Source organism: Rhizobium sp. CNPSo 3670, assembly GCF_057784555.1.
The window spans coordinates 54977-78281 of sequence record NZ_JBXSOL010000007.1 but is presented as its reverse complement, the minus strand read 5'-3'; the positions used below and the strand labels follow the sequence as shown (position 1 = coordinate 78281).

The 23305-nt window shown below is 61.7% G+C and carries 23 protein-coding genes and 1 pseudogene; 7 read left to right on the top strand and 17 right to left on the bottom strand.

What is annotated here, in order from left to right:
* Positions 1-106: 106 nt before the first annotated feature.
* The 5 genes from AC13QO_RS09250 to AC13QO_RS09230 all read right to left on the bottom strand — a co-directional run bounded on the left by AC13QO_RS09250 (position 107) and on the right by AC13QO_RS09230 (position 5893).
* Positions 107-1558 (bottom strand): homospermidine synthase, encoded by a 1452-nt coding sequence (locus AC13QO_RS09250; protein ID WP_183698754.1) that lies wholly within the window; start codon positions 1556-1558, stop codon positions 107-109.
* Between the two features lie 166 nt (positions 1559-1724).
* The gene (locus AC13QO_RS09245; protein ID WP_488540502.1) at positions 1725-2009 is read right to left on the bottom strand and encodes a YciI family protein; all 285 of its coding nucleotides are present in this window, start codon (positions 2007-2009) and stop codon (positions 1725-1727) included.
* 2 nt (positions 2010-2011) lie between these two features.
* Positions 2012-2641: an aminotransferase class IV family protein gene (locus tag AC13QO_RS09240; RefSeq protein ID WP_488540501.1), complete on the bottom strand. Its 630-nt coding sequence runs from the start codon at positions 2639-2641 to the stop codon at positions 2012-2014.
* Entirely contained in the window at positions 2638-3744 is a 1107-nt protein-coding gene (locus tag AC13QO_RS09235) for an aminodeoxychorismate synthase component I (protein ID WP_488540573.1), read from the bottom strand. Before AC13QO_RS09235 ends, AC13QO_RS09240 begins: the two co-directional genes overlap by 4 nt.
* 292 nt (positions 3745-4036) lie before the next feature.
* Positions 4037-5893 (bottom strand): M3 family oligoendopeptidase, encoded by a 1857-nt coding sequence (locus tag AC13QO_RS09230; RefSeq protein WP_488540500.1) that lies wholly within the window; start codon positions 5891-5893, stop codon positions 4037-4039.
* 207 nt (positions 5894-6100) lie between these two features.
* Between AC13QO_RS09230 and AC13QO_RS09225 the strand changes: the two genes are divergently transcribed.
* Positions 6101-7645, top strand: coding sequence for a sigma-54-dependent transcriptional regulator (locus AC13QO_RS09225; protein ID WP_285192570.1), 1545 nt, complete (start codon positions 6101-6103; stop codon positions 7643-7645).
* 178 nt (positions 7646-7823) lie between these two features.
* On the top strand, positions 7824-9665 hold the full coding sequence (locus AC13QO_RS09220) for a peptidoglycan L,D-endopeptidase MepK (protein ID WP_488540499.1): 1842 nt from the start codon (positions 7824-7826) through the stop codon (positions 9663-9665).
* A gap of 159 nt (positions 9666-9824) precedes the next feature.
* On the opposite strand, the gene AC13QO_RS09215 is transcribed toward AC13QO_RS09220, so the two are convergent.
* From AC13QO_RS09215 to AC13QO_RS09205, 3 genes are all read right to left on the bottom strand, one after another.
* Positions 9825-10088, bottom strand: coding sequence for a DUF2312 domain-containing protein (locus AC13QO_RS09215; RefSeq protein WP_285192572.1), 264 nt, complete (start codon positions 10086-10088; stop codon positions 9825-9827).
* Between the two features lie 91 nt (positions 10089-10179).
* Positions 10180-10485, bottom strand: a complete 306-nt coding sequence (locus tag AC13QO_RS09210) for a DUF1244 domain-containing protein (protein WP_285192573.1) — start codon at positions 10483-10485, stop codon at positions 10180-10182.
* Positions 10486-10511: 26 nt separating this feature from the next.
* Positions 10512-11300, bottom strand: coding sequence for an N-formylglutamate amidohydrolase (locus tag AC13QO_RS09205; RefSeq protein WP_285192706.1), 789 nt, complete (start codon positions 11298-11300; stop codon positions 10512-10514).
* Positions 11301-11498: 198 nt separating this feature from the next.
* Between AC13QO_RS09205 and AC13QO_RS09200 the strand changes: the two genes are divergently transcribed.
* The 3 genes from AC13QO_RS09200 to AC13QO_RS09190 all read left to right on the top strand — a co-directional run bounded on the left by AC13QO_RS09200 (position 11499) and on the right by AC13QO_RS09190 (position 14182).
* Positions 11499-11984, top strand: coding sequence for a DUF1036 domain-containing protein (locus AC13QO_RS09200; RefSeq protein ID WP_011426762.1), 486 nt, complete (start codon positions 11499-11501; stop codon positions 11982-11984).
* Positions 11984-13423 (top strand): pyruvate kinase, encoded by a 1440-nt coding sequence (pyk, locus tag AC13QO_RS09195; protein WP_285192707.1) that lies wholly within the window; start codon positions 11984-11986, stop codon positions 13421-13423. Before AC13QO_RS09200 ends, pyk begins: the two co-directional genes overlap by 1 nt.
* A gap of 126 nt (positions 13424-13549) precedes the next feature.
* Entirely contained in the window at positions 13550-14182 is a 633-nt protein-coding gene (locus AC13QO_RS09190; protein ID WP_285192574.1) for a LysE family translocator, read from the top strand.
* A 2-nt stretch (positions 14183-14184) separates the two neighbouring features.
* Here the strand turns inward: AC13QO_RS09190 and AC13QO_RS09185 are convergent, their stop codons facing one another.
* Genes AC13QO_RS09185 through AC13QO_RS09175 form a run of 3 tightly spaced genes read right to left on the bottom strand, consistent with a single transcriptional unit; the run spans position 14185 to position 15550 of the window.
* The gene (locus AC13QO_RS09185; RefSeq protein WP_285192576.1) at positions 14185-14736 is read right to left on the bottom strand and encodes a DUF4865 family protein; all 552 of its coding nucleotides are present in this window, start codon (positions 14734-14736) and stop codon (positions 14185-14187) included.
* Positions 14733-15134, bottom strand: coding sequence for a cupin domain-containing protein (locus tag AC13QO_RS09180; RefSeq protein ID WP_285192577.1), 402 nt, complete (start codon positions 15132-15134; stop codon positions 14733-14735). Before AC13QO_RS09180 ends, AC13QO_RS09185 begins: the two co-directional genes overlap by 4 nt.
* A complete protein-coding gene (locus tag AC13QO_RS09175) occupies positions 15131-15550 on the bottom strand; it encodes a tautomerase family protein (RefSeq protein ID WP_488540498.1) in 420 nt (139 codons plus the stop codon). The genes AC13QO_RS09180 and AC13QO_RS09175 overlap by 4 nt, the downstream gene beginning before the upstream one ends.
* Positions 15551-15667: 117 nt before the next feature.
* On the opposite strand from AC13QO_RS09175, the gene AC13QO_RS09170 reads away from it, so the two are divergent.
* Positions 15668-16564 (top strand): LysR substrate-binding domain-containing protein, encoded by an 897-nt coding sequence (locus tag AC13QO_RS09170; RefSeq protein WP_285192579.1) that lies wholly within the window; start codon positions 15668-15670, stop codon positions 16562-16564.
* Between the two features lie 54 nt (positions 16565-16618).
* On the opposite strand, the gene AC13QO_RS09165 is transcribed toward AC13QO_RS09170, so the two are convergent.
* The 3 genes from AC13QO_RS09165 to AC13QO_RS09155 all read right to left on the bottom strand — a co-directional run bounded on the left by AC13QO_RS09165 (position 16619) and on the right by AC13QO_RS09155 (position 20392).
* Positions 16619-17593, bottom strand: a complete 975-nt coding sequence (locus tag AC13QO_RS09165; RefSeq protein ID WP_285192580.1) for a threonine ammonia-lyase — start codon at positions 17591-17593, stop codon at positions 16619-16621.
* A 120-nt stretch (positions 17594-17713) separates the two neighbouring features.
* The gene (gene ggt, locus AC13QO_RS09160; protein ID WP_488540497.1) at positions 17714-19450 is read right to left on the bottom strand and encodes a gamma-glutamyltransferase; all 1737 of its coding nucleotides are present in this window, start codon (positions 19448-19450) and stop codon (positions 17714-17716) included.
* A gap of 75 nt (positions 19451-19525) precedes the next feature.
* A complete protein-coding gene (locus AC13QO_RS09155; protein WP_285192584.1) occupies positions 19526-20392 on the bottom strand; it encodes a helix-turn-helix transcriptional regulator in 867 nt (288 codons plus the stop codon).
* 114 nt (positions 20393-20506) lie between these two features.
* On the opposite strand from AC13QO_RS09155, the gene AC13QO_RS09150 reads away from it, so the two are divergent.
* Positions 20507-21223, top strand: a complete 717-nt coding sequence (locus AC13QO_RS09150; protein ID WP_488540496.1) for an SDR family oxidoreductase — start codon at positions 20507-20509, stop codon at positions 21221-21223.
* Between the two features lie 84 nt (positions 21224-21307).
* On the opposite strand, the pseudogene AC13QO_RS09145 reads toward AC13QO_RS09150, so the two are convergent.
* The 3 genes and pseudogenes from AC13QO_RS09145 to ykgO all read right to left on the bottom strand — a co-directional run.
* Positions 21308-22336: pseudogene (locus AC13QO_RS09145) on the bottom strand (alpha/beta fold hydrolase); the annotation flags it as partial.
* Between the two features lie 110 nt (positions 22337-22446).
* Positions 22447-23061, bottom strand: coding sequence for a tetratricopeptide repeat protein (locus tag AC13QO_RS09140; RefSeq protein WP_097597281.1), 615 nt, complete (start codon positions 23059-23061; stop codon positions 22447-22449).
* Positions 23062-23168: 107 nt separating this feature from the next.
* On the bottom strand, positions 23169-23294 hold the full coding sequence (gene ykgO / locus AC13QO_RS09135) for a type B 50S ribosomal protein L36 (RefSeq protein WP_003582204.1): 126 nt from the start codon (positions 23292-23294) through the stop codon (positions 23169-23171).
* Between the last annotated feature and the right edge of the window lie 11 nt (positions 23295-23305).

Below are 23305 nucleotides of genomic sequence, written 5' to 3'. Positions count from 1 at the left end.
TCTGCCATGATGGCAAGGCTTGGAGCAGTGGGGACGGCATTTATACAGCCAGCGTTACAAAAATGCCCGCCTCGCGGCGGGCATCTTCAAAGTTGCACTGACAATGTCAGCGAACGAGGATGTTCCTGAACTGCCAGGGATCCTTGGTGTCGATATCCTCAGGAAACAGACCGGGACGGCCGTCTAGTGGCGTCCAGTCGGTATAGTGGCCTTCGACCGGGCCGAGATAGGGCATCTGCACGTCGAGGCAGCGCTTGTAATCGATCTCGTCGGCTTCGACGATGCCGGCCTTCGGGTTTTCCAGCGCCCAGACCATGCCAGCGAGAACGGCGGAGGTCACCTGCAGGCCGGTGGCGTTCTGGTAAGGCGCGATGCGGCGGGTTTCTTCCAGCGACAGGCGCGAACCATACCAGTAGGCATTCTTCTCATGACCGTAGAGCAGGACGCCGAGTTCGTCGATGCCGTCCTCGAGCTCGTCCTCGTCGAGAACGTGGTGGACCGGCTGCGGGGTGCCGCCGTTGCCGAACATCTCATGCAGCGAGAGCACGGCGTCGTTGGCGGGATGGTAGGCATAATGGCAGGTCGGACGGAAGGTGACTTCGCCGTCCTTGTCGCGGACCGTGAAGTAATCGGCGATCGAGATCGACTCGTTGTGGGTGACGAGGAAGCCGTATTGCGGGCCGGGGGTCGGGCACCAGGTGCGCACGCGGGTGTTGGCGCCCGGCTGCTCCAGGTAGATCGCCGCCTTGTTGCCCTTCTTGTGCTTCTTGGCGTTCTTCGGCATCCACTGCTCGTGCGTGCCCCAGCCGAGTTCGGCCGGCTGCATGCCTTCGGAGATGAAGCCTTCGACGGACCAGGTGTTCCAGAATACGTTGAGCGGCTTCGGATGTTTTGTGCGCTGGGTGTCGCGCTCGGCGATGTGGACGCCCTTGACGCCGACTTTCTTCATCAGTTTGGCCCAGCCTTCGCGATCGTGCTGGTCCGGTTCCTCGAATTTGACACCGGTATCATTGGCGAGGTTGACGAGCGCCTGCTTGACGAACCAGGAGACCATGCCCGGATTGGCGCCGCAGGTGGAGACGGCGGTGGCGCCGCCGGGGTTTTTCGCCTTTTCCTTGCGCACCGTCTCGCGCAGCGCATAGTTGGTGCGGTCGGCATTGCTCATGCCCTTGTCGAAATAGAAGCCAAGCCAGGGCTCGACGACCGTATCGATATAAAGAACATCGAGCTTGCGGCAGAGCTTGATGATGTCGAGCGAGGAGGTGTCGACCGAGAGGTTGACGCAGAAGCCCTGGCCTTCGCCTTTCGTCAGCAGGGGCTTGAGCAGCTCCTTGTAATTGTCCTTGGTAACATATTCCTTGATGTGGCGAACGCCATGTTTCTTCAGGATCTCCATGTCGGAGGGTTCTTCACGCGGGTCGATGACGACCATCCGGCTCTTGTCGAATTTGAAGTGGCGCTCGATCAGGGGCAGGGTGCCGCGGCCGATGGAGCCAAAGCCGATCATCACGATCGGACCGGTAATTTCGGCATATACCGGATAGTTCTGTTCCGTCATTCTTTTCTCCTGTGGAAGGGGACGAAGGCGCTCAGCCTGAAGAATTCTTGTGAGATTGCCGCAGAAATTGCGAAGTGACCGGCTCTAACCACAAAACGCCGTCACAATAAAGAGCGTTGACGGGGAAAGGCCAAATATCGGCGCGACAAGATGCCTTGACCGAAAATCACCGCTTCAGGATTTCCAATCCTTCGACCGTCGTCGTTATCGCAAGTTCGGTGATTTCGTATTCGGCGACGCCGTGGGCGGTGAAGGGGTCGGCGGCGACATAGGCTTCGATTGCGGCACGGTCGCCAATGGCGAGGATCGCGCCGCCGGTGCGCGGCACCTTGCGGCCGGAGGCGAGGAACCAGCCTTTAGCGTAACCCTCCTTCACCCAGGCCATGTGCGGCTCCATGTGAATGTCGGCATCGTCGTTGGATTTGCGATAGGTGAGGGAGAGGATGAACATGCTCAATTCCTGAGGAGGTTTGCGCGGATCAGTCCACGCAGCGAGTTGCCGACATAAAGCGTGCCGGCTTCGAGATCGGCAAGGGTCAGATGGCCGACGCGGGCCTTGCGCCCGCAGATGAGTTCGGTGCGCAGCACTCCGGCGAGCAGGCCGCAGGAGATCGGCGGAGTGCGTAAAATACCGCTTCCGTCGTCTAGAAAGATGGAGGTGATGGTTCCCTCGCAGACCTCGTCGCGTTCGTTCAAGAGGATGACTTCGTCGGCTTCCGCCTGAGCATATTCGGAGCGCGCGGTTTCGTAGACGGCGCGCCGCGTGGTTTTGACCCGCAGCAGCCGGTCGGCGGAATCGAGGCGCGTTGCGGCGAGGCGAGTGGTCCAGACTGTATCAGGCGCCAACGGGACGAAGGGCGCGCTCGTCACCTCGATGCGGCCTTGTGCGTCGAAGGTCATGCGGATGCGCAGCGGGCCCTTTGCCTCACTGACGGCTTTATCGAGCTTCGCCGCTGCGCCGAGCGGTTGCGGAAAGCCGAGGCGGCGGGCGGAGCGGGAAAGCCGGGCGAGATGCAGGCGCAGGCGGATGAAGCCTTCCCCAGGCTGCCAGCGCAGTGTCTCGATCAGCGAGAAATCGGTCATCGCGCGATCCACTGGTCGCCGACGGCGAAGCGGGCCTTGAGCAGGCATTCCTCATATTCCGCCTCGGCGGTGGAATCGAAGACGATGCCGCCGCCGACATTGAAGACCGCCCTGCCGCCGCCAAAAAGCGTGACGGTGCGGATGGCGACGGAAAAACGCATGGCGCCGGTCGGCGAGATCATGCCGATCGCACCGCAATAGGCGTCGCGGGGACTATCTTCGAGCGCGTGGAGGATTTCCATCGCCCGTATCTTCGGCGCTCCGGTGATCGATCCGCAGGGGAAGAGGGCGGCAAAGATATCGCGGATCGATAGGCCGGGTCGCAGCTTTGCCTGCACATGGCTGACCATCTGGTGGACGGTCGGATAGGTCTCCACGTCGAAGAGCTTCGGTACATCGAGCGTGCCGACCTCGGTGATGCGGGAGATGTCGTTGCGCAGGAGATCGACGATCATGCGGTTTTCGGCCTGCGTCTTGATATCTGCCCGCATGGCCGCGATGATTTCGGCATCTTCGGCGGCGGTAGCGCCGCGTTTTGCCGTGCCTTTCATCGGATGGGTTTCGATCCAACCTTGCTCATCGGTGCGGAAGAAGAGTTCGGGTGAACGCGACAGGATGATCGGGCCGCCGAGATTGATCAGTGCACCGTATTTCACAGGCTGGCGTTCGATCAGCGACCAGAAGGCGGCACGAGGATCGCCGCTCCAGCGGGCTTTGACCGGCATGGTGAGGTTTGCCTGATAGGCGTCGCCGAGCCTCAGGTGCTGGTGAAGGCGGTTGAAATGCTCTTTATATATAGGGAAATCCCAGCCGGCCTTCGGTGCGGTGAGGAATTCCTCGTTTTCGAGACGCTGTTTCGGCTGGGCGAGCGGGTGTGTGTCCGGCTGCGGAGCATCGAATACGCCGAAACAGAGGAGCGGCGTTTCGCGACCTTCTCCGGCGAAGGCAGCGAGTTTTTCTTCGAAGAGATATCCGGCCTCGTAGGCCATGTAGCCCGCAAGCCATTTGCCCTCGGCCTTGGCCTCTTCCATGCGGACAAGGCCGGCGAAGAATTCGCTGCGCGTCCGAGCGACGATGATCTCAGCCGGCTTGGCGAAAAGCATCACCTCGTCGGTCGTGTCGTCGCGAAAAAGGATATAGGGTTGGTCGGCCACGCGACACTTTCAATTTGTTCTGCTCTCCATTGCTCGAGGTGAGATGGGGAGGGTGAGATACTTCCCTCTTCTCCCCATGGGGGAGAAGATACCCGAAGGGCAGATGAGGGGGCGGAGCGACGTCCTGAGCAGATGCGAAGGACAGCATCTGCTATGTCGCCCCCTCATCCGCCTGCCGGCACCTTCTCCCCCGAGGGGAGAAGAGACTCATTGCTGCCTCTCCGCTCCTGGCGACGAGAATTCACCCCTTGTCTAACGCTTCCAACTCATCAATCAGCCCTTCGATCATCGACAGGCCCTGGCTCCAGAACGACGGATCGGTGGCGTCGAGGCCGAAAGGCTTCAAGAGTTCAGAATGATGCTTGGTGCCGCCGGCCTTCAGCAGTTCGAAATACTTTTCCTGGAAGCCCTTCTCGGCCTTCTGGTAAACGGCGTAGAGCGAATTGACCAGGCAATCGCCGAAAGCATAGGCGTAGACATAGAAGGGCGAATGGATGAAGTGGGGGATATAGGCCCAATAGGTCTCGTAGCCCTCTGAAATATTGATCGCCGGCCCGAGGCTTTCCGACTGGACGGAGAGCCAGAGTTCGCCGATGTCGTCGGCGGTGAGTTCGCCTGCCTTGCGGGCGGTGTGCAGCTTGCGCTCGAATTCGTAGAAGGCGATCTGGCGCACGACCGTGTTGATCATGTCCTCGACCTTCTGGGCAAGCATCGCCTTGCGCTCGCGCCTGTCGGTCGTCTTTTCCAGGAGCGCGCGGAAGGTCAGCATCTCGCCGAAGACCGACGCGGTTTCGGCCAGCGTCAGCGGCGTCTGGCACATCAACGCGCCTTGCGCGCCGGCGAGAACCTGATGGACACCGTGGCCGAGTTCATGGGCAAGCGTCATGACGTCGCGCGGCTTGCCCATATAATTGACGAGCACGTAAGGGTGGGCCGAGGGAACCGTCGGATGAGCGAAGGCGCCAGGCGCCTTGCCGGGGCGAACCGGGGCATCGATCCATTGCTCGTCGAAGAAGCGCCTGGCGATATCGGCCATCTCGGGGGCGAAATTGCCGTAAGCCGATAGCACCGTGTCCTTCGCGTCGGACCAGGAGATCACGGCGCTCGACGTTTCCGGAAGGGGCGCGTTGCGGTCCCAGAAATTCATCTGCTCCATGCCGAGCCATTTCGCCTTCATTCTATAATAGCGGTGCGAAAGGCGGGGATAGGCTTCGCGGACGGCTGCGGCCAAGGCGTCGACAACCTCTCGCTCGACGCGGTTTGCCAAATGCCTGGAGTCGGCGATATCCTCGAAGCCGCGCCAGCGGTCGGAGATATCCTTGTCCTTGGCAAGCGTATTGGTGATCAGCGTGAAGATGCGGATATTCGCGTTGAAGGTTTCGGCGAGCGCCATGGCCGCCTTGCGGCGCACTTCCGGATCCTTCTCCTGCAGCATGTTCAGCGTCACCTCGAGCGGCACTTTCTCGCCATCGATCTCATAGCGAAGCTCCGCCATGGTTTCATCGAAGAGGCGATTGAAGGCGGAGGCCGATGTCATCGACTTCTCGAGGAAGAGCTGCTCCAGCCTGTCATCGAGCTGATAGGGCTTATCTTTGCGCAGGTCGATCAGCCAGGGGCGATAATGGCCGGCGTCGGGGTCATTGGCCATGCAGGCGTCGATCACGGCGTCGTCGATCCGGTTCAGCTCGAGCGCGAAGAACAGGAGATGGCCCGAGAATTCGGTAATCTTGGCCTGGACGTCGCCGTAGAGCTTGCCGTTTGCCGGATTGGTGGTGTCGGAAAAATAAGTGAGGCCGGCAAAGGAGCCGAGGCGGCCCATGATGTCGTCAAGCGCCTCATATTCCTTCAGCGCCGCGCCGATGCCTTCGGTGCCGGTCTTCGCCGCTGCTTCGGCGAGTTTGCCCTTCCACTTTTCTTCGAAAGCGACCGCGGCCTTGCCGGCCTTTTCCATGTCGGCGACGAAGGCGGTGGACGTGGCGGAGGGATAAAGATCCTGCAGCTTCCAAACCGGCAGGTCGCCGAGCGCCGGATCGGCCGCTGCCCCGGCTGGCGTTGCTGGCGAGAAAGAAAACCCGGCGTGCAGGGGCTCGATTTTCATGGGCGCAATTCCTCTCCACTTTATGACAGGTCTGCTTGAATAAGCGCGAGAAGGCCCCGCATCAAGGGTCTTTCGGCGCATAAAAGGCCTCGCTTCGGCACGAAATCGGGCCTTCGCAATCGTTAAAATGCAATTATTTCTCAAAACTGGATGTTCAAGCCTTTCTGCCAGAGTGCGCTTCATGGTTTCGCATGAAGTGGAGCGACAATGACCGGTTACAATGAGCTCAAGGGAGCAGGGCAAATCCTCGTGGTCGAGGACGACCCGGTGCAACGCCGTCTGCTCAAGAACGCAATCGAGCGTCACGGCCATGTCGTGCACCAGGCCGAAAACGGCCGCATCGGCCTGGAAATGGTCAAACGCGACAGCGGCCTTTTCAATGTCATCGTGCTCGATCTGATGATGCCCGAGATGACCGGCCTCGAGTTTCTCGATGCGCTTCACGAATTCGGCACGCAGATCCCGGTCATCGTCCAGACGGGCCAAGGCGGCATCGAGACCGTGGTGCAGGCGATGCGTGCCGGCGCCTTCGATTTCGTCGTCAAGCCGGTGTCGCCCGAACGCATCGCCACCTCGATCTCCAACGCGATGAAGCTAGACCAGCGCGAGGTGAAGGCGCGGGCCGGACGCCGGTCCCGCTCGGGCTCCGTCGGCTTCGACGACATTGTTTCGGCCAGCCCGGCGATGATCCGCGTCATCGATCTGGCCCAGCGGGCGGCGCAATCGAACATCCCGGTCGTGCTCGAAGGCGAATCCGGCGTCGGCAAGGAGTTGGTGGCCCGCGCTATCCAGTCCGGCGGCGACCGCTCGAACAAGCCTTTCGTCACCGTCAATTGCGGGGCGATCCCGCACAACCTCGTCGAAAGCATCCTCTTCGGCCACGAGAAGGGCGCGTTTACCGGCGCGACCGAACGTCACATCGGCAAATTCATGGAAGCCGATGGCGGCACCATCTTCCTCGACGAGATCGGCGACCTGCCGCTCGAGGTGCAGGTGAAACTCCTGCGGGCCGTGCAGCAGGGCGAGATCGAGACGGTCGGCGCGCGCACCGCGCACAAGGTCAATGTCCGGCTGATCTCCGCCACCAACAAGGATCTGATCGAAGAGGTCAAGAGCGGGCATTTCCGCGAGGACCTCTATTATCGCCTCAACGTCTTCCCGATTACCATTCCGGCTCTGCGCAAGCGCAAGGAAGACATCCCGCATCTGGTGCGCGTCTTTACCGACCGCTTCTCCAGCGAGCAGAAGAGCGGCCGCCGCATGACCGTGAATTCAGGCGCGTTGGCACTGCTGACCGCCTATGATTGGCCGGGCAACATCCGCCAGCTCGAAAATGCGATCTTCCGTGCGGTCGTTCTCGCCGAAGGGCCGGAGCTGACGGAGGCGGATTTCCCGCAAATCGCCGCCCAGCTTCCGGAATATGAAGTGGTTGACCACCTGGCGCTCGTTGCCGACAATACCGGCCTCGACCCGGATGAAGCCTATGGCGAGGAATACCGGGCGCCGATGCCAAGTGAGGTGCATCACCGCCTGTCGGAGACTTCCGAAAACGCCATTGCCAGTGTCAATCCCTCCGGAGATGTACGCAAACTTGCCGACGTTGAGGAGGAGCTCATCCGATTCGCGCTCAAATTCTATCGTGGGCAGATGAGTCAAGTGGCGCGCAAACTTGGCATCGGCCGGTCCACACTTTATCGCAAGCTCAAAGATTACGGCATAGATCCCGATAATCCCCAGAAAGATGCGGCTTAGGCCTTATTTATTAAGACTCGGGCAACCACGATTTGTTACTGATCATAAACCACTTGTTAGTGGCTCGTTCACTATGTAAAGAAAAGGTTGATCATGTGTGGCATTTTTGCCATCGTGTGACCGCATTTGACAGTCATCTGGGACAGTACGGGACATTGTCTGTCTGACGGGGATCGAGTTGCCGAATCTGAATGGGAATTCCAAGCCTTCGCGCTTGAGCTGGCGTTCTTTGTGCGCCGACATTTGCGGAAAGGCAGTGAGGACGGCGGCGGCCGCCCTTCTTGCGCTTGCGGTTTCCTCGCCGGTATTGGTCGGTACGCCTTCCCAAGCAGCGGGCGAAACCCGCAGCCTCAAGCTTTATTTCATCCATACCGGCGAAAAAGCCGTCATTACCTACAAGCGTAACGGCAAGTTCGACCCAAAGGGTCTGGAGCAGCTGAACCGGTTCCTGCGTGACTGGCGCAAGAACCAGCCGACCAAGATGGATCCGCGCCTGTTCGACCTGATCTGGGAAGTCTACCGCCAGAGCGGTTCGCGGGACTACATCAACGTCGTCTGCGGTTTCCGTTCGCCGGCAACCAACGAGATGCTGCGCGGCCGCTCGCGCAATTCCGGCGTCGCCGAAAAAAGCCAGCACATGCTCGGCAAGGCGATGGACTTCTTCATTCCCGACGTCAAGCTTGCGACGCTCAGGGCCATCGGCATGAAGATGCAGATCGGCGGCGTCGGCTTTTATCCGAAATCCGGTTCGCCCTTCGTGCACATGGATGTCGGCGGCGTTCGCGCCTGGCCGCGTATGAGCCGCGACGAGCTTGTCCGGCTTTTCCCGAACGGCAACACTATTCATATTCCGGCCGACGGCAAGCCGCTGCCCGGTTATCAGCAAGCGATGGCCGACTACAAGCGCCGCGTCAGCGGCACGCAGATCGAGATCGCCAGTGCTTCCGAATCGGCGCCGAAGCATAAGACGCTGTTTGAGGCGCTGTTTGGCGGCGGGGCTGACGAACAGGAAGATGATTCCGACGATTCGGCTCCCGTTGCTGTCGCCAAGGCGACGCCGCCGAAGACGGAGCCTGCTCCTGCCGAGCCGCAGCAGACCGAAGTCGCAGCCCTGAACGCGCCCGTGCCGCAGGTTCGCCCGGCTTTCAGCAACCAGCCGGCCGGCAGTGAAATGGCCAGCGCACTGGTGGCGCCCTCTTCGGGTAACGCCGCGCAGCAGGCCCTCGTCGCGGCGCTTCCGGCCGATCAGGCCCAGCCACAGCAATTCGCCGATCTCAGCGCCTACAGCATTCCCGTTCCCTCGCTTCTCGGTCAGCGCCGCGCGCCGGGTGACGCCGAGGTCGCGTCGATCGATCCGAACATGCAGAACGGAATGCCAGTTCCCACTCCGGTCGAGCGCCCTGCCGTTGCTGAAAATCTGCTTGCTGCGGCGGATGCCGATCCCGAAGCGGAGGCAGACGAGGCCGATCAGGATGGCGACCTGTCTCCTGCCATCGCCGCCGCGCTCGAGCAGCAGAACAAGGATACGCAAAGCCAGGTCGCCTCGCATGAGCCTCAAATGAGCGTGGAGCAGGCAATCGCCGCCGCGATGCCGCAAAAGGCGCCCGCCGAAAAGCCGTCATTGCAGCTCGCTTCCTTGGCGCCGGCGACGAAGTCGGCAAGCTTCGGCGATGCTTTCGACGCCCCGGCTGCCGAGAGCCCCGCGCCGCAGCCCCTCCCGGTCAAGGGCCGCCGTCCGACGCAGAAGGAAGCCGCCGCAGCCGATGCCAGCCGCGCGACTGTGCGTACCGAGCCGAAGCTGACGCAGAAGATGATCTCACAGTGGGCGCTGACCAATGCCCGTCTCGAAATGGCCTCCAAACAGGTCAAGGCGCCGCGCTTCGTCAGCCAGACGATGCGCGCCCAACCGACCGCTGTCTATGCCGAGGGCTTCAACGTCAAGACCGCCTCAGTTGACCCGGCCCGTTTCAGCGGCAACGCCGTCAACTTCATGGAAGTGCGTAAGTTCAATACGAACTGAGCTTGCTGATCGCGTCAGACCGAAAACCGCCGGAGCGATCCGGCGGTTTTCTTGTGACTATTCGATTGGCTGGACAGTTGGTTTGCCAGCAAGATCCGGCGCAAAAGAAAAGCCGCCGGAAGGTCCGGCGGCTTTTATCGAAGCAGCGACGTCGGCGAATCATCCTTCCGGCGGCGCTTCGATCATGCCGAGCGCGTGCAGATAGGTGTCGAGGATGGCTTCCTCCTCGATGCGCTCCTGCTCGTCCTTCTTGCGCAGCGCCACGACCTTCTTCAGGATCTTGGTATCGAAGCCCATTCCCTTCGCTTCGCCATAGACGTCCTTGATGTCGTCGGCGATGGTCTTCTTTTCTTCTTCCAGCCGTTCAATGCGCTCGATGAAAGCGCGAAGCTGATCGCGGGCGACGCCATGAGCATCAGACATCGTGTTCTCCTGATTTTTCGGTGATCAATTCGGGATGCACGTGACTGCCGCGAAGCGGCGTCACGGTCAAGCCTGTTAAAGGCCAAGCGGACTATTTGTGTGGCTTGTTCAGCTCAAATGCCGCCTTTTGCACAGGCGAGGCCTCCCTCTGGTGGAGGTTCTTCCAGTCCTCGTAGGGCATGCCGTAGATCATCTCACGCGATTCGTCCCGGCTGACCGGAACACCTTCGGCCTCGGCGGCTTCGCGATACCAGTTCGACAGGCAGTTGCGGCAGAAGCCGGCTAGGTTCATCAGATCGATGTTCTGGACGTCGCTGCGGTCACGAAGATGCGCGATCAGACGACGGAAGGCGGCGGCTTCGAATTCGGTCTGTTGTTCCTTGCTGAGCGCAGTCATCTCGCTCTCCTTTCATTCCGTGGGCCTCAATAGGGGCCGGTGCGCGACGGATGGACGTCGTATTCGTGCATGGCCGGATCCGCATTCATCGCTGCAAAAATCGGCGCCAGGCGCTCGGCCCATGCCGATATGCCGGCTTCATCCGCGATCAAATCCTGACGCACTTCGAGCAGGGCATGTGGGATTCCTGTCACCATACAATGGCGGTACATGGTATCGCCCTTCAAAGCGCCGTCATAGGGTTCGTTGTCGCCGACTACGAGATCGGGATCGGCGCGCAGCATGTCGAGCAGCGGGCCGACCGCGCGCCGGTCGCTGTCCCAAAGAACGGCGGCGTGCCAGGGTCGGGGAATGCTCTTCCATGCCGGCGTGAAAGAGTGCAGCGATAGCACCAGCGGTGCCTTGCCGGTGCTATTCGCCACCGCGTCGATCGTGCCTGCCACGGCCTCGTGGTAGGGGCGATGAAAGGCTTCGATCCGATAAATCCACTCCTGCGGCGTGATCGGGTGATTGCCTGGTATGACGGCGCCGTCCGAGATCTTCATGATCAGGGTCGGGTCGTCCTCCCCTCTATTCGGGTCGATCAGCAGCCGCGAGAAACCGCCGAGCACTGCCGGTATGCCGAGCCTCGCTGAAAGCTGGCGCGTCAGGCGCTCGATGCCGATGTCATAGGCGATGTGGCGGGCGAAGGCAGACTCCGGCAGGCCGAGCCTTTCATACCGGGCGGGAAGGCGGTTCATCGCGTGATCGGCGAGGATCACCATGCCTTTGTCATGTTTTCCGGGTAGAATTTCGAAGGATTGGAAGTCGTCCATGAAGGAATTGCCGTTGCTCATTGCCAGTCGCGCCCAGTGATTGCATGAGCCCGCGACCGGTTCAAGCGCGACGGGCGGCGACAGCGGATATGAACCTTTGCGGACCGTTATGAAAGGGAATATAATCGATTAGCATTGCGTTGACTTTCGGATGGCGGCGGCGCAAGAAGGCACGGATATGAATAACCGTGGAGCTATTTGGGAGCCGTGTTGATTCAAGCCGCGCCAAGTTTCCTCACGCGGTCCGGACCGCTGGTCCGACTCGCCCTGTTTGCTCTTGCAGCCGCCATGCCGTTCTTCATCGCAGATGCCGCACGCGCCGACTTTCGCGTGTGCAACGGAACGCAAAATCTGGTTGGGGTAGCGATCGGATACAGAGCCAAAGACGGCTGGATCACGGAGGGCTGGTGGCAGGTGCCGGCAACAACTTGCGCCACGCTGATCGAGGGAGAATTGCAGTCGCGTTATTATTACCTCTACGCAGAGGACGCCGCCCGGGGAGGACGGTGGACGGGGGACGTGCAGATGTGCGTGGCGGAAAACGAATTCAAGATCTCGGGCGTGCAGGATTGTTATGCCCGGGGCTACCAGAAGATGGGATTCAAGGAATATGACACGGGCCGCCAGGGCAGCTGGATGGTTCAACTCTCCGACACCCCAGGGACGCAAGAAAGTCAGAATTGATGAAGCGTAATCGCAAAGTTAAAATCCTCGCCACCCTCGGGCCCGCCTCCGCCGAGGAATCGATGATCGAGAAGCTGCACCAGGCTGGTGCCGATGTCTTCCGCATCAATATGAGCCATGCGAGCCACGACCTGATGCGAACGCTCATCCAGCGCATCCGCTCGGTCGAGGCGCGTTCAGGCCGGCCGATCGGCATTCTCGCCGACCTGCAGGGACCGAAGCTGCGCGTCGGCAAGTTTACCGACAGCAAGGTCGATCTGAAACCCGGCCAGACCTTCACGCTCGACAACAATGAAGCGCTCGGCGATGCCACACGCGTCTACCTGCCGCATCCCGAGATCCTGGAATCGGTACAACCTGGCCACCGTCTGCTGATCGATGACGGCAAGCTCTGCCTGCGCGCCGACAAGTGCGACGGCAAGAGCATCGTCACGACGGTGGTGTCCGGCACGCGCATTTCCGACCGCAAGGGTGTCAGCCTTCCCGACACGTTGCTCGGCGTCGGTGCGCTGACCGACAAGGACCGGTCCGATCTCGACGCTGTGCTCGCCACCGACGATGTCGACTGGGTGGCGCTTTCCTTCGTCCAGCGTCCAGACGACCTTGCCGAAGTGCGCAAGATCGCCCGCGGCCGCGTCGGCCTGATGTCGAAGATCGAAAAACCGCAGGCTCTCGAGCGCATCGAGGAGATCATCGAGCTTTCCGACGCTCTGATGGTCGCCCGCGGCGATCTCGGCGTCGAAATGCCGCTCGAATCGGTTCCAGGCATTCAGAAGCAGCTGATCCGTGCCTGCCGCCGTTCGGGCAAGCCGGTTGTCGTCGCCACGCAGATGCTGGAATCGATGATTTCAGCGCCGGTGCCGACACGCGCCGAAGTATCAGACGTCGCGACCGCCGTCTTCGAAGGCGCCGATGCCGTCATGCTCTCGGCCGAATCGGCCTCGGGCGACTATCCGGTCGAAGCCGTCTCGACCATGGCCTCGATTGCCACGGCCATCGAGCGCGAGCCGCATTATCCCGGCATCATCTATGCTCAGCGCGCCCAGCCGGAAGCAACCGGCGCCGATGCGATCTCGCTTGCCGCCCGTCAAATCGCCGAAACGCTGAAGCTGTCGGCGATCGTCTGCTACACCTCGTCGGGCACGACGGGTCTCCGCGCCTCGCGCGAGCGCCCGCAGGTGCCGATCCTGGCATTGTCGCCGATCATCAAGACGGCGCGCCGGCTTGCCATCGTCTGGGGCCTTCATTGCGTCGTCACCCATGACGCGACCGATCTCGACGACATGGTCAACCGCGCCTGCCGCATCGTCGCCGACGAAGGTTTCGGCAAGCCGGGCGATCGCATCATCATCTCGGCCGGCGTGCCGCTCGGCACGCCGGGCGCCACCAACATGCTGCGCATCGCCTATATCGGTTCGGACGGCCAGAGCGGCGTCTGATCCGATCGCATCTGTGATGAAGCCTGCTGCCTAAAAGGGCGGCAGGCTTTTTTCGTTCATGTGACCAGGCATTGCCAAGGGATGCGGCGCATGCAAGTCTCGATCCTCGGGTTTGGAGGGATCATCATGGATATCGTCACTCTTTTGGCTTTCGCGGCCGTTTCCTTCGTCGGTATCGCCACACCAGGACCGACAGTGCTGCTGGCGTTGACAAATGGTTCTCGGCATGGGCTGCGCCGCGCGGTCGCCGGCATGGTCGGCGCGGTTCTTTCGGATTTCGTCCTGATCGGCGCTGTGGCTGTCGGACTCGGCGCGCTGCTTGCGGCATCGGAATTCTGGTTCTCGATGCTGAAATGGGCGGGTGCCGCCTATCTCGCCTTTCTCGGCATCATGCTCTTGCGCTCGAAGGGCACGATCGACGCGGCGCTGAAGTCCGATGAGGCGGCCGCGAGATCGACCTTTTCGATCGGGCTGAAGAGTTTCATGGTCGCGGTGACCAACCCGAAGGGATATCTCTTCTTCTCCGCCTTTCTGCCGCAGTTCATCGAGCCCACCCAGCCGCAGACGGCGCAGTATTTGCTGCTCGCCCTTGTCTTCGCTGTGCTCGATTTCATCATCATGTTCGGTTACGCTTTCTTCGGCTCGCAGGCGGTCCGTTTCCTGAAAACGTCAGGCGCCTTATGGCTGGAACGCGCATGCGGCGGCGCGCTGCTCGCCCTTGCGGGATCGCTTGCCTTTTACCGTCGGGCCACCGCCTAAACTCATCGGGCCAAGGACATATGGCCGACGCGGTAGGTCTGCGCGTCATCGCCGATCTCGGGAGGCTCCCGCCACAAGCTGAAGCGTATGCGGGTCCATGTCGTCGGTTCGAAGCCGGAGACGGAGGCGAGTGCGCCTGCCGCCAGATCGGCTTCGGCCTCTGCGATTTCGGCCCGCCGGAGATCGGCAAGCGGTGCATGGGCTTCAGTCTGCAGGATATTGCGGGTTGCGAACGCGGCAGCGGCGATATCGGGCGAGATTTGCGCCTTCCATACGATCCAGGTCTTTACCTGCGGCCAGCCGAAGGAACTGGTGAGCGCCTGGAAACCCGTGCCGCAGAGGAAGTCGCCTGCCCGTTCCGGCCTCCGCCAGAGGTAGAAGGGCGCATACAGGTTGTCGCGGCTGCCGAATTCGCCGATGCGGGCGCTGAGATAGGCTTTGAAACCGAGATTGGGGAAGCCGTCGAGCAACCGCCCCTTGTCGCGGATGCGGCGATCGATGATCGACATGTCGTAATCGGCCGGCAGGGTAAAGCTGTATTGCATAGCGATCATGGCCGTGCCTCCACTGGATCCAGCCATTCGACAAAGCTGCCATTTTCCGCCGGCTGGATGCTGATATAGGTGAGCGGGCTGTCAGCGGCGGCGCCATGCCAGTGGCGTTCGCCGGGCGCAAACCAGACCGCATCGCCGGCACGCAATTCCTCAACCAAGCCGCCCTCGTTCTGTGCCAGGCCCTGTCCCGCAAGGACATAGAGCAACTGCCCCTTGGGATGGGTGTGCCAGCGGGTGATGGTGCCCGGATCGAGCGTGGCACGCATCGCGGTATTTTCGCCGTCGGTGCCTTCGAGCAGCATCTCAACCCAGAAGGGCGCGGTTGCCACGCCTTCGGGCGAGCGGGCCACCTTACCAGGTCGCCTGACGGTCATCGATTTCGGGTTCGCAGCGCTCATTGCCGGCCTCCGGCTATCTGCAGCCGCCAGTCTGGATCGGTCATTTGGGCGATTCCGTTGCCGAAGGACCAGTCCTCAGGCGCGCTGGTGCTGACGACGATCATCAGGTCTTCCGGCCGAAGGCCCGGCGATTGGGTCAGCAGCTCGGCGAGCCGCCGATACAGCGCTGCTTTCATCTCCCCCGTTCGCGGCCGGCCGATCGTGACTGAGATATAGACGAAATCGTCCGAGCGAGGGCCGGCAAGATAGCTGCGGTCGAAGATCAGTTCATTCTCATCATGCTGATGGATGGCCTGGAAGCGGTCGTTTTCGGGCACGTCGAAGGTCTCGACCAGTGCGCGCTGGACGTTGTCGGCAAGCGCTGCGAGATATTCCTGTGACTTGCCTTTGCGAAGAGAGATGCGAACGAAGGGCATTGGGATCTCCATGGTTCGGGCCGTCGGGCGGCCTTGACAACAGCATCATCGCAGCACAGGATGATGCTGAAAATCAGAATTTTATGGATCAAATATCCCAAAATTTGGAACAATACGATGCGGCGAACGATCTTCGATCTCGATGTGCTGCGGACCTTTTCGACCGGCATGGAGCTCGGCAATTTCGCCAAGGCGGCGGAAAAGCTTGGGCGTTCGACGTCAGCGGTCAGCGCGCAGCTGAAGAAGCTGGAGGAACAGGCGGGCACCCCAATCTTCCGCAAGGCGGGTCGCGGGCTGGCGCTGACCGATGCCGGCGAAACGATGCTCGGTTATGCCAGACGGTTGCTGGAGCTCAATGACGAGGCGGCGGCGGCCGTGCACAGCATCGAGCTGGAAGGCTGGGTGCGACTGGGTCTGCAGGAGGATTTCGGCGAGAGCTTGTTGCCTGAGGTGCTCGGCCGTTTCGCGCGGGCCCACCCGAAAGTCCGCATCGAGGCGCGGGTGGTGCGCAATGCCGAACTTCTCGAGCGGGTCACCTCAGGCAAGCTCGATTTGGCACTCGCCTGGAGCGACGGGAAATTGACGGCGCATTGCGAGCGCATCGGCGAAGTGCCGATGTGCTGGATCGGGCCTGCCGAGGGACAGCCCGGCTGGCATGCGGCAAGCGGCGAGCCGATGCCGCTTTCCTCGCTGGAGGCGCCGTGCCTGTTGCGCAGTGCGGCGACCAAGGCGCTCGACGCAGCGGGAATCTCCTGGCGGCTCGCATTCGTCAGCCCCAGTCTCGGCGGCCTCTGGGCAGCGACGGCGGCGGGTCTCGGTTTGACCATCCGCACACCGATCGGCCTGCCGGCGAAGGTCCGGGCGCTCGCGCCAGAGGCAATCGGCCTGCCTGAGCTGCCGAAGCTCGGCCTGGTGCTGCATAGAGCCGAAGCTGAGCTGCAACCAGCTGCGGCGCGGCTTGGCGAACTGGTTCTACAGTCCGTGCATGGCGCGCTGCACGGGACGGCAGGCTGATCTCTCGATTGCCTCTGCGAGCGCAGGCCCCGATCAATGAATCCGCCCTGTTATTCAGCCGAAGCGTTCCAACGCCATAGCGAAGATGTCGGTATCGACATTGCCGCCGGAGGTGACGGCGACCACGGTATCGCTTTCCAGCGCCTCGCCGTGGAAGAGGGCGGCAGCCAGCGCCACGGCGCCGCCCGGCTCGACGACAATCTTCAATCTAACGAAGGCCAGCGCCATGGCGCGCAGCGCTTCGTCGTCGGTGACGACGATGCCGGCGCCGGCGAGGCGCTGCAAGATCGGGAAGGTGATCTTGCCCGGCTCCGGTGTGATGATCGCATCGCAGATCGAACCCGACATGGAGGCGTTGCGTTCGATCCTGCCGGAGGCGAGCGAGCGGGTGGTATCGTCGAAGTCCCTAGGCTCGCAGGGACGGACGCGAAAGCCGGGGGCGCTGGCTTCGAGGGCGAGCGCGATGCCTGACGTCAGTCCGCCGCCGCCGCAGGGAACGAGCACCTCGGCTTCAGTTATACCTTCTTCTGCCGCCTGTTCGGATATTTCGAGACCAGTCGTGCCCTGACCGGCGATGACAAGCGGTTCGTCGAAAGGTTTGATCAGCGTCAGGCCGCGCTCGGCGGAGAGCCGGGCGCCGATTTCGTCGCGATCCTCGTTGGCGCGGTCGTAGAGTACGACCTCGGCGCCGAAGGCGCGGGTATTGGCGATCTTCAGCTTCGGCGCATTGCTCGGCATGATGATGACCGCGGGCACGCCGTGCAGCTTGGCGGCAAGCGCGACACCCTGCGCATGATTACCCGAGGAGAAGGCGATGACGCCGCGTGCGCGTACTGCCGGGTCGAGCCCGGAGACGGCAGACCAGCCGCCGCGAAACTTGAAGGAACCCGAATGCTGCAGACATTCCGCCTTCACGAACAGGCGCCGGCCGGCGATCTCGTCCAGGAAGGGGGAGGAGAGAAGCGGCGTGCGGCGCGCGAGACCGCGCAGTCGAGCGCGGGCGGCAACAATCATTTCAATGCTGACCATTCGAGAATCGTCCTGCTTGCGGCGTCGCTCATGCATAGGACGGGGCAAACGCTTTGTGAACGGTGACTTTGTCACCGTGACATGAATGACCATGCGCAATGCCCGGCGGCTCGCCGACCGTCAATAGCCGCCCGCCGAGCCTTCTGTCGCGCGGGCGTCCATGGCGCCGTTGTAACGAGCGCCGCCGCCCTTTTCGATGGCGGCAAGGCTTTTGCCGCCGACGAGGATGCCAGCGGCCTGGCCCCAGAGCGGCGCGCCGTTGCCGCCGTCGAAGCTATAGCCCATTGCCGCAAGCGTCTTTTCCGTATCCGGCGAGAGCGCATAGGGCTCGAGATAGACCTTGTCGGGCTGCCATTGGTGATGAAACCGCGGTGCGTTGACCGCCTGGCTGATATCCATGCCAAAATCGACGACATTCAAAATCGCCTCCAGCGTGATGGTTATGATGCGCGAACCGCCGGGGCTGCCGATCACCATGAAGGGCTTGCCGTCGCGGGTGACGATCGTCGGGCTCATCGAGGAGAGCGGCGTCTTCTTCGGAGCGATGGCGTTGGCTTCGCCCTGAACGAGGCCATAAAGGTTCGGCACACCCGGCTTGGAGGTGAAATCGTCCATCTCGTTGTTGAGCAGAATGCCGGTGACGGGTGCCACGACCGCTGCGCCGAAGGAGCCGTTCAGTGTATAGGTGACGGCAACCGCATTGCCCTCGTCGTCAATGATCGAATAGTGGGTCGTCTCGTTGCTTTCCTTGCCGCCGAGCGGTTCCAGGTTGGCCGAAGTTCCGGCCTTGTAGGGATCGATCTTTGCTGCGATCTCCTTGGCGTAGCTCTTGTCGAGCAGTTTTTCGACCGGATTGTTGACGAAATCGGGATCGCCGAGGGCCGCGTTGCGGTCGACATAGGCGTAGCGCATCGCCTCGACCATCACATGCACGGTTTCAGCCGAGGCGTAGCCGAGATAGGAGAGCGGATAACCTTCGAGGACGTTGAGGATCTCGCATATGATCACGCCGCCGGAAGAGGGTGGCGGCGAGGAGATGATGTCGTAGCCGCGGTAATTGCACTCGATCGGCTTCAGCTCGCGCACGGCATACTGCTCGAAGTCCTCCTTGGCGAGGATGCCGCCCTTGGCCTGGCTCGCTTTTACGATCGCCTCGGCGGGGGAAGCCTTATAGAAGGCGTCCGGTCCTTTTTCCGAAATGGCCGCCAGGACTGCAGCGAGATCCGGCTGCGCAAGCTTTTCGCCGGAGCCATAGGGCTTGCCGTCCGATTTCAGGAAAATCTTCGCCGCCGTCTCGTCCTTGGCAAGGCGCTTGGCGCTGCCGGCAAGGATCGCCGCGTCACCCTGTTCCAGCGTGTAGCCCTCCTTGGCGAAGCGGAGCGCCGGCCCGATCAGATCCTGGCGTGAGCGGGTGCCGTATTTCTCGCGAGCCGTCTCGAAACCCATGACGGAGCCCGGAACGCCGACGGCGAGATAGCCATCAAGGCTGGCCCGCGGCACGATATCGCCCTTAGCATCGAGATACATTGTCTTTGTCGCGGCGAGCGGCGCGCGTTCGCGGAAATCGAGGAAGGTCTTGGTGCCGTCTTTCAGGCGGATGGTCATGAAGCCGCCGCCGCCGAGATTGCCGGCCGAGGGATAGACGACCGCCAGTGCATAACCGACGGCGACCGCTGCATCGACGGCGTTGCCGCCGCTCTTCAGCACCTCGACGCCGACATCGGTCGCCAGATGCTGGGCGGTGACGACCATCCCGTGTTCGGCTTCGACCGGTGCGGGCGAGGCCGCGAAGGCCGTCGTCAGAGTTAGCGACAATGCCGATATGACGGAGATCGTCCCGATATGCAGGCGGCCCATGATTTCCCCTCCTATGGACAACAACGGAAAGACATATGGGGCTGCTGCGGTCCGCGGCAATGCGAGGGGCAGGCTTTATGCCGGATCCAGATCCAGCAGTTTGGCGAGTTTGCTGTTGGTATCGTCGTCATCGAGCGGCGTGTAGACGATGAGCTTCATCTCGGGCCGGTTCGTCAGCGCCAGGCCGGTGTGTTCGAAGGACATGCGGCCCATGACCGGATGATCGATGCGCTTGATGCCGGATAGCGGGCTGATCACCTCGTGGCGCTGCCACCAACTGCGGAACTCGTCACTTGCCTGCATGAGCAGTGCAATCAGCCGCTCGAAATCCGGATCGCCGGCATAACGAGCACTGTCGGCCCGGAACATCGCGAGGGAGACGCGGGCAACCGATTCCCAATCAACGAGCAGCCGGCGATGTGCAGGGTCGACGAAGAGACGATGCATGATGTTGCGCTCGTCGCGCTCAAGCGTGTCATAGCCACCGAAGAGCACATCGGTTGCGCGGTTCCAGGCGAGCACATCCCATCGCCGGCCGAGCACATAGGCCGGTTGATGGGTCAGATTGGCGAGCACGCGCTGCAGCGACTCGTCGACGTGTTCGGGTGTTGTCGACATCGCCTGTACCGCCTGGCGATTATTGAGGGTGAAGAGGTGCCGGCGCTCGGCATCGTCGAGGCGGAGGGCATCGGCAAGGGCGTTTAGCACCTGTGGGGAGGGGCGGACGTTGCGGGCCTGCTCCAGCCATGTGTACCAGGTGGTGCCGACGCCTGCGAGCATGGCGAGTTCCTCGCGCCTCAGGCCTGGAGTGCGTCGGCGGATGCCTTCCGGTAAGCCGACGTCAGATGGCGCCAGCCGCTCGCGGCGTGAACGCAGGAAGGCCGCGAATTCGCGGCGGCGGGCTTCGAAGACGTCGGTTTTCTGATCCATGGGTCCGATCATATCAGTATCGATACCAGGATAAAATTGGAACTGTTTGCCGTTTTCATTGGGCGCATGGTGCCAAAGTCGCAGGTGATCCCCGCCTGCGGATCAATGAGTTCAAGGAGCAGCATCATGACTTTGCAGCATGTGGTCATCATCGGCGGTTCATCCGGCATCGGCCTTGCCACAGCAAACTTACTTTTGAAACAGGGATACGCGGTCACCATCGCAAGCCGCGACGGCGAAAAACTCGCGGCCGCACAAGCTTCGCTAGTCGGCGATCTGCGCACCGTCGTGCTCGATGCGACGGAGTTTTCAAGCCTAGCAAGAGTTTTTGCCGGCATCGGCACCTTCGGCCATCTCGTGCTGGCGATGGGCAGCGGCCATGGCGCAGGTCCCTTCGCAACGCTCGATATGGCGGATCTGCTCGCCGGATTTCAGACCAAACTCATTCCGCATGCGGCTGCGGCACAGGCGGCACTACCCTTCCTTCAACCGGGCGGCAGCATCACTTTCGTCTCTGCGGTCAGCGCCCAAGCGGCGATGCCCGGCACGGCGGGGCTTGCCGCCGTCAATGCCGGAATTGAGGCGATGGTACCGGTACTAGCCGTCGAGTTGAAGCCGCTGCGCGTCAACGGAGTCTCACCCGGGATCGTCGATACGCCCTGGTGGCATTTCCTGCCATTCGAGCAGCGCAGCAGCGTCTTCGCGGATTTCGCCGGCCGCACGCCGGTCGGCCGTGTCGGCAGGCCGGAGGATATCGCGCAGACGATCGCATTCTTGATCGAAAGCGGCTTCATGAGCGGTCATGTCGTCACCTGCGACGGCGGTGTGCGGCTCGGCGCCTGAGGGAGGTTGCGAGCGCCCCGCCGAACATCTTGCCAGCGGGACGTTCGAGTCCCGAGATGTCGCGCACCATGCCGGGCTCCTGATCAGAGACCACGGAGTTTCGGTCGCTCGGTCGCGTGATGGGGCGGCGAGCCTCTCTTCGGCTCTGCGGGCGGCCGACTGGAGGTCGCGCGGCTCGCCGGCGATCTTTTCCATGGCGGCGATGGCGACGTCGGTGGCGAGATAATCCGGCTTATGGCCGACGCCGCGGACCGTAACGAGTTCGGAGCCTGCGATATCGCGGGCAAGGCCACGCGAATGCAGGTGTTCCCAGACGATCTCGTCGCGGTCGCCTGTGATGATGACGGTCGGCGCGGTGATCTGCGAGTAGAGCGGCGACTGCTCCTTCACGTAGGCGAGCAGTCTTTTGAAATCGGCTGCATTGTTGTGGAAGGTGTTCGGCCGCAGCACCAGCGACGGGCCGGTTTTTTCGATGTAGTCGGCAGGGCGTGGATTGGGACGGAAGACATTCAGCGTGCCGCGCTCCAGCCGGCTCAGTCCAAGCGGAACGACGACGGCGTGGTTGAAGAGCCAACCGATGACCGGCACGGTCGCCACATGATAATACCAGTCGATGCCGCCGGGCCACGGATGGGTGGCCGGCGCGAGGAAGAGCAGGCCGGCGGTCTTATCCGGGTGGCGCAGGCCGAAGGCGGCGGTGATCGCGCCGCCGAAGGAATGGCCGACGATGATCGCCTTCTCGATGCCGCGCTTTTCCATCAGTCGGGCGATTGCATCGGCCTGGCCCGAGGGTAGGGCGTTCTCAGGTCCGCCGCGTTCCGAATAGCCGTGACCGGGACGATCAACGAACAGCATTTCCGCCCGGCCTTCGAGCAGTGCGCGAAAAGCGACGATCTGATCGAGCAGATTGCCGCTGGCGCCGTGAATGAAGACGAGCGCCGGCAGGTCCGCATTTTCGGGACGCTCGACATGGACGGCGTTCATGCGGTAGCCGCCGACATCCGTTAACTCGCCGATATTCGGATAGGTCTGTTCGAATTGCCGCGCCTTATAAGAGGAGTAGCCGATGATGGCCGCGAGCGGGGCGAGAAGAGCGGAAACTTCGGCAAGCATGATCTTAACGGCGACGATCGATGGATTTTGCGGGGGACGATCGTGTCAAATTCCCTCGACAGTTCTAAAATTGCGCGCTCTGGGCGCAGGTCAAGCTCGGCGATCCTGCTTCAGGTTCGATTGCCGGCCAGTTTTTCCGCAAGCATGTTGACCTGCTCCTGCGCGGTGCGATCGGCGGGATAGATATCGAGGAACCGTTCCCAGGCCTTCAGGGTCAATTGATCATTGCCGGAATTGTTGAGGATCGCGGCCATGCCGGAGAGCGCGCCGAAATGGCGTGGCTCGATATCCAGCACATGCTCGATGTCGGACATCGACTTGCGGTAATTGCCCATGATGAAATTCAGCGTGGCGCGGCGATTCCAGCTCTCGGCGTAATCGGGCTTGAGGGCAATCGCCTCGTCGAGGAAATCGAGGGCGGCGGGATTGCGTTTTTCCTCGATCGCCTTGTCGGCCCATTGCATCAGCAGGTTCACGGTCGCACTGCCGGAATCATTCCACTCCAGGCGAATTTCATTGGCGATGCTGCTGGCCTTATCAGGATCACGCTCGCGTTTCAGCTGACTGAAGAGCTGATCGAGACGCTGCTTCGGCGAACTAGTGGCATCCCTCCGCTCGACAATGACGTTCTTTTCCGCCGCGGCGACCGGAAACGGGGAGGTGGAGAGGATGAAGGCGAGCGGCAGCACCGCTGACGTCAAAGCAAAAAAGCGCATGGCGGACATATTAGTCCGCCAGCGCCGAAGATCAAACAAATTAGCCGTGATCACCGCAGCGACCCCCGGATGTCCGTTGCCGCACTCTGAGCGGCGCACGATCCGGATTCGCGCAATCAGCCCTGACGAGCCTTGTAGCGCGGGTTCAGCTTGTTGATGATGTAAATGCGGCCCTTGCGACGAACCAGACGGTTGTCACGGTGACGTGCCTTGAGCGACTTGAGCGAATTCTTGATCTTCATTTTTCTGATCC